This window comes from Nonomuraea sp. NPDC049607 (assembly GCF_040675375.1).
Classification (GTDB): Bacteria; Actinomycetota; Actinomycetes; order Streptosporangiales; family Streptosporangiaceae; genus Nonomuraea.
The window spans coordinates 63,039-74,887 of sequence record NZ_JBFAOV010000035.1 but is presented as its reverse complement, the minus strand read 5'-3'; the positions used below and the strand labels follow the sequence as shown (position 1 = coordinate 74,887).

Annotated in this window: 10 protein-coding genes; 9 read left to right on the top strand and 1 reads right to left on the bottom strand. The window is 73.2% G+C overall.

Translation table 11 applies throughout. The annotated features are described in order from the left end of the window. Positions 1-14: 14 nt before the first annotated feature. The 6 genes from AB0J97_RS41895 to AB0J97_RS41870 are packed head-to-tail and all read left to right on the top strand — an operon-like array spanning position 15 to position 7,809. Positions 15-899 (top strand): hypothetical protein, encoded by an 885-nt coding sequence (locus AB0J97_RS41895; protein ID WP_364100000.1) that lies wholly within the window; start codon positions 15-17, stop codon positions 897-899. Between the two features lie 7 nt (positions 900-906). Further along, positions 907-2,616 carry a peptidoglycan-binding protein gene (locus AB0J97_RS41890; protein WP_364099997.1) on the top strand — a complete coding sequence of 570 codons (1,710 nt, stop codon included), beginning with the start codon at positions 907-909 and terminating at the stop codon, positions 2,614-2,616. Continuing rightward, positions 2,609-3,286 carry an ABC transporter ATP-binding protein gene (locus AB0J97_RS41885; RefSeq protein ID WP_125641323.1) on the top strand — a complete coding sequence of 226 codons (678 nt, stop codon included), beginning with the start codon at positions 2,609-2,611 and terminating at the stop codon, positions 3,284-3,286. Before AB0J97_RS41890 ends, AB0J97_RS41885 begins: the two co-directional genes overlap by 8 nt. Beyond that, positions 3,286-4,464: an ABC transporter permease gene (locus AB0J97_RS41880; RefSeq protein ID WP_364099993.1), complete on the top strand. Its 1,179-nt coding sequence runs from the start codon at positions 3,286-3,288 to the stop codon at positions 4,462-4,464. The genes AB0J97_RS41885 and AB0J97_RS41880 overlap by 1 nt, the downstream gene beginning before the upstream one ends. Positions 4,465-4,495: 31 nt before the next feature. Then, the gene (locus AB0J97_RS41875; protein ID WP_364099990.1) at positions 4,496-5,749 is read left to right on the top strand and encodes a histidine kinase; all 1,254 of its coding nucleotides are present in this window, start codon (positions 4,496-4,498) and stop codon (positions 5,747-5,749) included. Continuing rightward, positions 5,746-7,809 (top strand): sensor histidine kinase, encoded by a 2,064-nt coding sequence (locus AB0J97_RS41870; protein WP_364099987.1) that lies wholly within the window; start codon positions 5,746-5,748, stop codon positions 7,807-7,809. The genes AB0J97_RS41875 and AB0J97_RS41870 overlap by 4 nt, the downstream gene beginning before the upstream one ends. On the opposite strand, the gene AB0J97_RS41865 is transcribed toward AB0J97_RS41870, so the two are convergent. After that, a complete protein-coding gene (locus AB0J97_RS41865) occupies positions 7,806-8,450 on the bottom strand; it encodes a hypothetical protein (RefSeq protein ID WP_364099984.1) in 645 nt (214 codons plus the stop codon). The two genes, AB0J97_RS41870 and AB0J97_RS41865, sit on opposite strands and share 4 nt — an antisense overlap. Before the next feature lie 143 nt (positions 8,451-8,593). Here AB0J97_RS41865 and AB0J97_RS41860 point away from each other — a divergent pair, with 143 nt between their 5' ends. From AB0J97_RS41860 to AB0J97_RS41850, 3 genes are read left to right on the top strand one after another with little or no spacing between them, the layout of a single operon-like run. Further along, positions 8,594-10,660 carry a histidine kinase gene (locus AB0J97_RS41860; RefSeq protein ID WP_364099981.1) on the top strand — a complete coding sequence of 689 codons (2,067 nt, stop codon included), beginning with the start codon at positions 8,594-8,596 and terminating at the stop codon, positions 10,658-10,660. Between the two features lie 29 nt (positions 10,661-10,689). Continuing rightward, positions 10,690-11,346 (top strand): response regulator transcription factor, encoded by a 657-nt coding sequence (locus tag AB0J97_RS41855; RefSeq protein ID WP_357707043.1) that lies wholly within the window; start codon positions 10,690-10,692, stop codon positions 11,344-11,346. Between the two features lie 32 nt (positions 11,347-11,378). Continuing rightward, positions 11,379-11,798, top strand: a complete 420-nt coding sequence (locus AB0J97_RS41850) for a hypothetical protein (RefSeq protein WP_364099978.1) — start codon at positions 11,379-11,381, stop codon at positions 11,796-11,798. The last annotated feature ends 51 nt before the right edge of the window (positions 11,799-11,849 follow it).

Sequence of the window (11,849 nt, the reverse complement as noted above, 5' to 3'; positions counted from 1 at the left end):
TATGGTCTGCCGCCATGATGAGGAAGACACTCCCCGTCGCGCTGCTCGCGCTCGCCGTCCTCTGCGGCTGCGGGGGCGCCACCGAGAGCGCCGCGCCCTCGGCCGGCTCGACCGCCGAGGGCAAGGAGGTTCAGCTCGAGGCGGCCAAGGCGGACTGCATGAAGCAGAAGGGCTTCAAGTACGTCGCGTACGTGACGCCGCACCAGCCGGGCACCGAGGACGACAAGAGCCGCATGCGCGGCAATTACTCGGCGATGAAGAAATATCGCGAAAAATACGGCTTCGGGGTCTTCGCCCAGCACGTCTATCCCAAGGAGATGGGAAGCACGACCAGCCTCGACAACGAGCCCAACCCCAATATGAAGATCCAGTCCGCGCTCTCCAAGGCGCAGCTGCAGGCGTACCGGAAGGCGCTGGACGCCTGCCAGGTCTCGGCGGCCAACAAGGTCCTCGGCCTGAAGCTGAAGTCGGCGGAAGACTTCTACGACGCGCAGTTCAAGGCCTCCGTCCGGGCCCGCAAGGGCAAGCTGAACACCGACCCCGAGCTGGTCGAGCTGGCCACGGCCATGGCCACCTGCCTGAAGGGCAAGGGCTACGCCGTCGGCGACACCGCGCCGGTCGCCATGGCCGAGCTGGGGCAGAAGACGTGGCTCGGCAACGAGGACAAGCTGGGCCGCGAGCAGATGGACGATGTGCCCGACGTGGCTCCCCCCGCCACGGACGACAAGGTGCCGATGTACTATACGCCGACGCTCACTCCCGAGCAGGCCAAGCCATATCTGGCCAAGGAGATCAGGGCGGCGCTCGACGACCTGGAGTGCGGCAAGGACTTCTACCCAGCCTTCCTGCCGAAGGAGCAGGCGGTCCAGGGGCAGGTCAGCGCCCAGTTCGGCATGTGACCACCTCATGAAGTCACCGCGCAAGCTCCTCGCCGGCATCGTCGCCGGAGTGGTGATCATCGCGGGCGCCGGCTGGGCCGTGGGCTCCCGGCTGCGCTCCCCCGCCGACGAGGCGGCGCGCCGCGCCGCGCCGCGGGCCTCGCTCGTCACCGCCGCCGTCGAGCGCCGCAAACTCGTCAGCACCGTCGTGGTCAGCGGCACGCTGGAGTACGGCTCGCCCCTGCCGGTCAGCCTGGCCGGGGCGGTCGGCGGCACGGCCGAGCAGCAGCGGGCCACCCGGGCGCCGCGCCAGGGCCGGCTCACGGAGGGCGCGGTCTTCCTGGAGGTAAACGGCCGCCCGGTGTTCGCGCTGCGCGGGTCCGTGCCGATGCACCGCACGATCGCCCCCGGCGGCAAGGGGGACGACGTCAAGCAGCTCCAGCGGGCGCTGCGCAGGCTGGGGTACGGCGGTCCCGTCTCCGGCGTGTTCGACCAGGCCACGATCGCCGCCGTCACCCGCATGTACACGAAGAAGGGGTACGAGGTGCAGCAGCCGACGCTGACCGACCGGCAGGCGTACGACACGCTGCGCAAGGCCGTACAGACTGCCCAGGAGACCCTCGCCGCCGAGAAGAAGGCGCTGGACCAGGGGCGCGACGTGCTGCCGCTCAAGATGAGGCTGGCCAACGCCAAGGCGGACCTGAAGACGGCGGAGCGCGCCCTCCAGGAGGCCGAGGCCCGGGTGGTGACGCCGGAGGACGAGACCAGGATGGCGACGGCGGAGGCGGCCGTGCGCGCGGCGCAGGAGAAGCTGGCCGAGGCCGAGCAGGCGCTGGCCGAGGCCAGGAAACAGCCCACGCCGACGGCCACCGCCACCCCGCAGCCCACGGCCTCGACCGACACGAGCCTGCTGGAGCTGCGGGTCCGGAACGCCCAGGCCGATCTGGCGGCGGCTCTGGAGGCGCGCGAGCGGGTCGCGGAGGAGGCGCGGCAGGCCAGGGAGAAGAGCCTGGTGGAGCTGCGCAAGGCCGTACGGACCGCGAAGGAGGCCAAGGCCACCGCCGAGCAGGCGCTGCGCCAGGCCAGGCAGCTCTCCCCGACCAAGCTCAAGGTGACCAACGCCGGTAAGGACGTGGCGGCGGCCAAGGGGATGCTGGCGGAGTTCGTGCGTACGTACGGGACCTCCATCCCGCCCGGCGAGGTGGTGTTCCTGCCGAAGCTGCCCGCCCGGGTGCGCAAGGTCTCGGTCAAGCAGGGGCAGCAGGTCGAGAAGGAGGTCGCCACGGTGACCAGCTCGGCGCTCACGGTGACGGGGTCGGTGGAGGCGACGGAGGCCGAGCTGCTGCGCACGGGCATGGAGGCGGCCATCGAGCTCGACACGGGCAAGACGTACGAAGCGCGCCTCACCGCGGTCGGCGACCAGGCCAAGGTGCCCGGCGCCGAGGAGGCCAAGGACGGGTCGGAGCCCGTCCTGATCACGCCCGCCTCGATGAAGGGGCTCAAGCCGGGGACCGCCGTCACGGCGCGGGTGACGGTGGGGGAGACCAAGGAGCCGGTGCTGGTCGTGCCGGTGGCGGCCGTGATCACGGGGGCCGACGGGAGGGCCCGGGTGCGGGTCGAGTACGCCACGGACCAGACCAGGGACGTCGAGGTGCGTACGGGCCTGACCGCCGACGGGAACGTCCAGGTCGCCGGGGCGCTCAAGGAGGGCGACCGGGTGGTGGTCAGCGGTGCCTGAGCCGGTGATCTCGCTGGCGGAGGTCAGCAGGGAGTTCGCCGCCGAACCGCCGGTCCGGGCGCTCGACCGCGTCACGCTCCGGGTGGACAGGGGCGACTACCTGGCCATCGTCGGCCCGTCGGGCTCGGGCAAGTCGACCCTCCTGAACGTGCTCGGCCTGCTCGACCGCCCCAGCTCGGGCAGCTACCGCCTCGACGGCACGGAGACCACCACCCTGCGCGACGGGGCCAGGACCAGGTTGCGCGGCGACCGGATCGGCTTCGTCTTCCAGTCCTTCCACCTGCTCTCCCACCGCAGCGTGGTCGAGAACGTCATGCTCGCCGAAACCTACGGCGGGCAGGCGCGTAAGGGCAGGCGGGAGCGGGCCCTGGCGGCGTTGGAACGAGTCGGCCTCGGCCACCGGACCGGGTTCGCGCCCGACCGGCTGTCCGGGGGCGAGCGCCAGCGTACGGCCATCGCCAGGGCCCTCATGGGCGCGCCGTCCCTGCTGCTGTGCGACGAGCCCACGGGCAACCTCGACAGCCGCAACACCGAATCGGTGCTCGGCCTGTTCGACGAGCTGCGGGGGCAGGGGATGACGCTCGTGGTCATCACCCACGAGCAGGAGGTCAGCAAGCGGGCCGGGCGCCGGGTGCGGATCACCGACGGCATCCTGGTGGAGGAGGAGTGATGCACGTACGCGACCTGTTCGGGGAGGCCATGGCCGGCATGCTCGCCCGGCCGGTGCGCTCGGCGCTCACCACGCTCGGGACCGTGCTCGGCATCACCACGCTGGTCATCACGCTCGGCGTGGCCGCCACCGCGGGCAACCAGATCGTCGGCCGCTTCGACGCGCTGGTGGCCACGGCCATCACGGTGGAGGTGCCGGAGTCGCCGAACACGCCGCTCGTGGAGTGGGACTCGATCGACCGGCTGACCAGGCTGCGCGGCGTCGAGTCCGCCGCCGCGCTGGGCGAGTCGGAGGACAGCGCGAACCTGTCCGTGCGCTCCAACGACATCGTGGACCCCACCAGGGTCACCGCGCAGTCGTTGACCGTGCTGGCGGCGACGACCGGGCTGCCCGAGGCGGCGCGCGGCAGGATGGTGCAGGGCAGGTTCTACGACCGAGGGCACATCGAGCGGCGCGACCGGGTGGCGGTGATCGGCGACCAGGCGGCCAAGCTGCTCGGCGTCGGCCGCCTCGACCGGGCGCCGGCCATCTTCATCGGCAAGCACGCGTACACGGTCATCGGCATCCTGGGCAACCTGCGCCGCGAGCGGAACCTGAGCACCGCCGTGTTCGTGCCGCCCACGGTGGGCAGGCAGTTCGGGCTGCGGAACGTCACCAGGGTGCTGGTCAACACGAGTCTGGGCGCGGCGGACCTGGTGGCCCGGCAGGCGCCCACCGCGCTCAGCCCGGGGAACGGCGACATGCTGCAGGTGATGGCCCCGCCCAGCCCCACCAGGGCGCGCGACCAGGCGCAGGACGACGTCAACGCGCTCTTCCTGATCCTCGGCCTGGTCTCGCTCGTGGTCGGCGCGGTCGGCATCGCGAACGTCACGCTCGTCACCGTGATGGAACGCGTGCCGGAGATCGGCCTGCGCCGCTCGCTCGGGGCGGCCAGGCGGCACATCGCCGCCCAGTTCCTGCTGGAGTCGACGCTGGTCGGGCTGGCGGGAGGCGTGATCGGCACGAGCCTCGGGGTGGTCACCGTCGTCGCCGTCTCGGCCGCCCGGGAGTGGACGCCGCTGCTCGACGTGCAGCTCGCGCTGGCCGCGCCGGTGGCCGGGGCGGTGGTGGGTCTGCTGGCCGGGCTCTACCCCGCGCTGCGGGCGGCGAAAATGCAGCCGGTGGACGCTCTGCGATAAGGGTCCCGCCACTTTATGATGTGCCCGACATATGGGGAAAAACGGCAGGCTGGTGCTGCTCAGGGCGGCCAGACCGCTGCTCGTCAAGGCCGCGGTCCTGTCCGGGCTGCGCGGACGCGAGCGGACCCTTGTCCTGCTCAACCGCGCCCTGGTCTACCTCGGGCTGACCGCCGTGGTCGGCGCCGTCTACTTCGGTGTCGGCGCGCTCGACGGCCTGCTCGGCTCCTGGTCCGACCTGATCGCCGCGCTGGCCGCGGGCGCGCTGTTCCAGCCCGTACGGCTGCGCCTGCAGAGCGCGGTGGACCGGCTGTTCAAGTGGGAGCGTGACCCGTACCGGCTGGCCGACCGGGTGAGCCGGAGCGTGCAGGAGGCCAGGGGGCCGGCCGAGGCCCTGGCGTCGGCGGCCCACGCGGTCCGGCTGGCCCTGGGGGCGCGCGGCGTCGGGGTCGAGGTCGTCCTGCCCGGCGGGCGGGTGCGCAGCGTCGTCGCGGGCGAGCTCGGCCCGTCCCCCTCGGTCGAACGCCTGGTCTGGCAGGGCAAGTCGATGGGCTGGCTGTCGGTAGCCGGCGAGCCGCGCGACCGGGCGCTGCTGGACATGCTGGCCAGGCAGCTCGCCGAGGTCGCCCACGCCGTACGGCTCAGCGCCGACCTGCAACGCTCGCGCGAGCGCATGATGGCCACCCGCGAGGAGGAACGCCGCGCACTCCGCCGCAACCTGCACGACGGCCTCGGCCCGACGCTGACGAACCTGGCGATCAGCGTCGACCAGGCCCGGCTCAGCCTGGCCAGTGACCCCGGCTCGGTCGAACCGCTGCTCAGCACGGCACGCAGGCAGATGACCGAGGCCATCGTGGACGTCCGCGACCTGGTCTACGGCCTGCGCCCGCCCGCCCTCGACGGCGCCGGCCTGGACGAGCTGGGCCTGGAGAGCGCCCTGCGGCTGCTCGCCGACGCCCCCGGCCCGAGGGTGGACGTGGTGGTCTCCGGCTCGCTGGCCCCCCTGCCCGCGGCGGTGGAGGTGGCGGCGTACAAGATCGCGCACGAGGCGGTGGCGAACGTGCGCAGGCACGCCCGCGCCACCACCGCCCTGATCAGGGTGGAGCGGCGGGACGCGCTCTGGCTGACGGTGTCCGACGACGGGATCGGGCTGCCCGAGCAGCGCCGCCAGGGTGCCGCCCTGATGCGCGGACGGGCCGAGGAGGTGGGCGGCGTCTGCGAGCTGGACGTGCGCCCGGGCGGCGGCACCGAGGTCGTCGCGAGACTGCCGATCAGGGAGCCGCGATGACCCCCACACCCCACAACGACCCGCCCCCCACCCCCACCGGTTCCGCGGCCTCCGGGCGGGAAGGCCGGGGTGGTCGGGCGAGGGGATGGCGGCGGGCCGTGATGGCGGCGGTGTGGGCGTCGGCGGCCGCCTCGTTGACGGCCGTGCTGGCGGCGGCGGTGCTGGCGGCGCAGGTCGAGGGGCTGGCCGAGACGCAGGGGCTCGACCCGATCGGGCTGCTGTTCCCGCTCGCCGGCGCGTTCCTGATCTCCCAGCGGCCCAGGCTGCTGTTCCCGTGGCTCATGTGGGCCACCGGCGTCGTCTGGTCGGCGTACTCGCTGCTGTTCTCGCTGACCGGCTGGATGTACTTCCACGCGCCCGGCCCGCTGCTGCCCTACGTCGCCTGGCCGGCCATCTGGTTGTGGCTGCTGGCGGTGCCCACGTTCACGGGGATCATGCCGCTGCTCTTCCCCGACGGGCGGCTGCCGTCCAGGCGCTGGCGGCCGGTGCTCTACGGCAACCTGACGCTCATGGTCGGGCACTCGCTGCTGCTCGGTCTGTCCCCCGACCCGTCGTTCGAGCTCGACGTGCCGGTGGGCAACCCGTTCGGGGTGGCGGCGCTGGGGAGGATCCCCGAGGTCGTGGAGTCGTGGATCGGGCCGCCGATGATCCTGTTATGCCTGCTCGGCGTGGTCTCGCTGCGCTACCGGTACAGGGCTGCGACGCCCGAGGTACGCCGCCAGATCACCTGGTACTTCTACGCCATGGCGATCTTCGTCGTCTACTGGATCGTCAGCGCGGGCACCCAGGACACCTTCATCCTCGCCGTACGGATCTTCCTGGCCGCGGGCATCCCCATCTCGATCATCGCCGCCGTCCTGCGCCACCAGCTCTACGGCATCCGGCTCATCCTCAACCGCACGCTGGTGTACGGCACGCTCGCGGTCGGCGCCGGTGTCACGTACTCGGTGCTCATCTGGGCGTCCAACAGCGTGGCGGGCGACTACGGCGCGGTGGCCGGGCTCGCCTCCGCCATGGTCACCGGCGCGGCCTTCCATCCCGTACGCCTGCGGCTCCAGCGCTCGGTGGACCGGCTGTTCAACGTGGAACGCGACCCGTACCGGGCGGCCGACCTGCTCAGCCGTACCGTGCAGCGGGCCGGCGACCCGGCGGGGGCGCTGGCCGAGGCCATCTCCGTCGTGCGCACGTCGCTGGGCGCCCGCGGGGTGGGCGTGGAGGTGCCGGGCGAGCCCGCGCTGTCGTTCGTGGACGGCGAGCTGGGCGCCCGCCCTCGGACCGTCGAGCTGACCTGGCACGGCGAGCCGGTCGGGCGGCTGCGGATCGCCGGGACGAGGCCGGGCCGCGAGCCGCTGGACGTCATGGCCAAGCACCTGGCCGAGCTGGCGCACGCCGTACGGCTGAGCACCGACCTGCGGGACTCGCACGAGCGGATCAGCGCGACCCGCGACGAGGAGCGGCGCCGGCTGGGCAGGGAGTTGCACGACGGCCTCGGCCCCACGCTGACCAGCGTGACGATGACCCTGGACGAGGCCCGGCGGCGGCTGGAGCGCGACCCCGAGGCGGTGGAGGAGCTGCTGGTCCGGGTGCGTGAGGAGATGACCAGCACGCTGATGTCGGTGCGCGAGCTGGTGGACGGCCTCCGGCCGCCGGTCCTGGACGAGCTGGGCCTCGCGGGCGCCCTCCGCGCCTTCGGTCAGGCCCCGGGCCCCAGCGTCGAGGTCACCGTGCCCCCGGCCGCCGACGGGTCCGAAGGGCTGCTCGACGGGTTGCCGGCGGCGGTGGAGACGGCCGCGTACCGGATCGTGCAGGAGGCGCTGACGAACGCGCGCCGCCATGCCCAGGCCACCTCGGTGCTGGTCACGCTGCGGCGGGAGGCCGGGGAGCTGCGGGTGTCGGTCGCCGACGACGGGACCGGGCTGCCCGACGAGCCGTCGCCGGGCGTGGGGCTGACGTCGATGCGGGAACGGGCTGCCGAGATCGGCGGCACCTGCGCCATCGCCCCCCGCCCAGGCGGCGGCACCGAGGTCACCGCCGTCCTGCCGTTCACACCACCGGCCTAGTCGGTCAGGCCGGGGCGCAGCGCGAGGAGCGCGCCGAGGGTGGCGTACCCGATGACCAGGTGGAAGCCGCCGACCCAGTTCGAGACCGAGTCGCCGAACAGGATGTACGTCGGCACCGTCACCACGGCCCAGCTCTCGGCGATGAGCGGCCACCACCGCAGGGACCCGCGCCAGCGCCCGGTGAAGGCGATCTTGATGCCGATGGCCATCATGCCCAGCATGGACACCGGCCAGAACACGTCGAGCGCCTGCATCACCGGCCCGTCCTGGGCGCTGTCGGGCAGGACGCCGTGCAGCAGCGACCAGACGGCGGCCAGCCCGAGCAGGACCAGCTCGACCTTGAGCATGACCCTGGCGAGGCGGGACGTGCCCGTCGCGCGGGTCCGGATCTGCACGGCGAGCAGGGCGAAGATGCCGAGCTGGAAGAGCAGCCCGGTCAGGTCGCCGACCCGCTCGCCGAAGCCCTGGGCCTGGCTGCCGTAGACGAAGATGCTGGCGGCCCAGGACAGCGTGCCGACGGCGAGCGCGACGCCGAGCCTGCGCACGGTGACGGGGGCGATGGCGGGGGCGCCGGAGGGCGTCGGGCCGGCGGGCACGTCGGTGCGCGCCCTGGCGGGGGTGGTGCTGATCTTGGCGTCCACGGGAGGTCCTTCTCTTCCATCAGGGAATGTCGTGCCTTCAGGTTTCCGGCGGGCCGCCCCGGGCCGGCAGAGCCGCCGGTCCCGCCGCCGACGGGACCCCTGTCCCGGGACATGAGGACACAACGTCGGGTGTAATACGTCCCGTGACAGAAACCGGACCTTCCACCCCTCTGGCGGCGGCGCGCGGGTGGTGGGCCGCCGGGGTGGCCGCGGCCGGGGTCGGGATGGCGGTGGCCACGGTGGCGCTGGACGTGGCCGCCGGGGACGTGCGGTTGCCGCCCGCCTCGGATCTGGAACCCGGGTGGCCGGCCGCGCTGACCGGGCTCGCGCAGCTCGTCCCCGGCGCGCTGCTGCTGCGCAGGCTGCCGCGGCATCCGGTGGCCTGGGTGCTGGCGGTGTTCGGGCTGTTGTGGCTGCTGGACGGGCTCCTGGGAAGCTGGGCGACCCACGCCGCCTACGTCTCGCCCGGCCTGCCGGGGGCCGCGGCGGCGTACTGGTCGTACTCGCGGTTCGGGGCGTCGTTGCTGCTCGGGCTGCCGCTGCTGATCCTGCTGTTCCCGGACGGCCGGCTGCCGCCGGGGCGGGTGTGGCGGGCGCTGTCGGTGACGAGCCTCGTCCTGACCGGGCTGCTCACGGCGCTGCTGGTGACCGCGCCGACGGCGGTCATGGAGCGCTACCACGACCAGGCGATGCCGCCGGAGATCGCGCGGCTCGGCCTCGACTTCCTGTCCCTGGACCTGCCGTACGCGTTCTGGGAGCCGGCGCTGGCGCTGGCGTACGCGTCCGTCCTGGTGAGCCTGGTGGTGCCGTTCGCATCGATGGTACGCAGGTACGTGCTCGCCGACGCCGAGCGGCGGGCCCAGATCCGCTGGCTGATGTGGGCCGCGCTGGTCGACATGATCGTGCTCCTGCTGCCGCTGTCGTTGTCCCCGCAGATCCCGGCGGCGCTGCTGACGCTGGCCATCGCGTTCACCGCCGCGGCCGTGGTGGTGGCGGTGACCAAGTACCGCCTGTACGACATCGACCGGCTGCTGTCGGCCACCGTCGCCTACGGCCTGCTCGCCGCGCTCGTGGTGCTCATGGACGTGCTGGTGTTCACGCTGGTCGGCAGCGTCCTCGGCGAACGGGACTCGGCCCTGGCCGCCATCGCGATCGTCGCCGTCCTGTACGCCCCCCTGCGCACCTGGCTCTGGCGGGCGGTCCGCAGGCTGGTCCGCGGCTCCCGGGACGACCCGTACGCGGCGGTCTCGACGCTGGCCGAACGGCTGGAGCTGGCCACGGACCCGGACGAGCAGTTGCTCGCGGTGGCCACGACGCTGGCGGAGGCGTTCCGGCTTGCCTACGTCCGGGTGGAGATCGAGCGGCCGGGCGGCGAACGTTCCGTGGTGGAGCACGGGTCGCCGCGCGGGCCGTCGGTGTCGCTGCCCGTGGCCTACCGGGGCGAGACCGTGGGGCGGCTCGTGCTGTGCCGTACCGACCTGACGGAACGGGACCAGCGGCTGCTCGGCGACCTCGTACGCCAGGCCGCCGCCGCGGCGCGGGCCGTCGAGCTGAGCACCGATCTGCAACGCATCCGCGCCCGGCTCGTGCTGGCCCGCGAGGAGGAGCGCCGCAGGCTCCGCCGCGACCTGCACGACGGGCTCGGCCCGAGCCTGGGCGCGGTGGCGCTGCGCATCGAGGCGGCCCGTAACCTGGCCGGCAGCGCGCCCGAGCAGGCCGACCGCATCCTGGAGCAGACGGCCGCCGAGGTCGGCGGGGTGCTGGCGGACGTCCGCAGGCTGGTCCACGACCTGCGCCCGCCCGCGCTGGACGAGCTGGGCCTGCTGCGCGCGATCGAGCAGCAGGCCGGACGGTTCCGCACCGCCGCCCTGGACGTGCGCGTCACCGGCGACGGCCCGCTGGACGCGCTGCCCGCGGCGGTGGAGGTGGCGGCCTACCGTATCGTGTCCGAAGCGCTGGCCAACGCGGCCAGGCACGCGGGTGCGGCACGCTGCGACATCACGCTCACCGCTCGGGAAGGGACGCTTGAGGTGGCGGTACGTGACGACGGCGCGGGCATCGGCCCCGAGGTGGCGGCGGGGGTGGGCATGCTCTCGCTGCGCGAGCGCGCGGCCGAGCTGGGCGGCGACTGCCAGGTGACCTGCCCGCCCGGCGGCGGCACCCTGGTCCTGGCCCGGCTGCCGATGCGGGTGGAGGCCGCCGATGTCTAGCCAGGAGCCGAGACGGGTGGAGGCCGCCGATGTCTGACCAGGAGCCGATCAGGGTCCTGCTGGCCGACGACCACCCGGTCTACCGGGACGGGCTCGCGCTGCTGCTCGGCTCGATCCCCGGCATCGAGGTGGCCGGCACCGCCGCCGACGGCCCCGAGGCGGTCGAGCGCGCCGCCGACCTCCAGCCGGACGTGGTGGTGATGGACGTGCGCATGCCGGGGCTCGACGGCATCGAGGCCACCCGGCGCATCGTGGCCGACAGCCCGCACGTCGCCGTCGTCGTGCTGACCATGTCGGAGGAGGACGCCACGCTGTTCGCGGCGATGCGCGCGGGGGCACGCGGCTACCTGCTCAAGGGCGCCGGCCAGGGCGAGATCGTACGGGCGATCACCGCCGTGGCGCACGGCGAGGCGATCTTCGGCCCGGCGGTGGCGCTGCGGGTCGCCGAGTTCTTCCAGGGGGCCGCCTCGACGCCCGGCGACCCGGTCTTCCCACAGCTCACGCCGCGCGAGCGGGAGATCCTCTCGCTGGTGGCGGCGGGCCGTTCGAACGCGCAGATCGCCTCGGCCCTGTTCCTGTCGCCGAAGACCGTACGCAACAACGTCTCCAACATCTTCGCCAAGCTGCACGTCGCCGACCGCGCCGAGGCCATCGTCCGCGCCCGCGACGCCGGCCTCGGAAGGTGAGCCGTTCGGGTCCTGGGTACGTCATAGAGGGTATGAAGATCTGGCGAATCGTACTGCTGCCCGCGCTCGCGCTGGCCGTCACCGCCTCCGCGCTGCCCTCCGAGGCGGTGACCACGCAGCGTAAGGTGCTGGTCGACCTGCGCGAGGAGGGCGGCTTCGCGGGGCTGCAGAACCGCGTGACGGTCTACACCGACGGCTGCGTGCGGCTCAGCCGCCGTACCGGGCCCGTGGTGGCCAAGTGCCTCACGGCCAAGGAGGAGCGCCAACTGCGCGGCTACCTCAAGGAACTGAAGATCGGCCGGTCCGAACGCCCGCCGCAGGGCGCGGACTTCCTCAGCTACACGCTGGCGTACAAGGGCCATCGCGCCACCCGCTACACGCTGCCCCGCACCTGGAAGCCGGTCGTGGCGCACCTGGACAAGGCCCTCGTCAAGTACTGGGCGCCGGACTGACCCGAAAGCCTCTCCATCAAGCGATTGACCAATAGGCGCGGGCGGAACTAC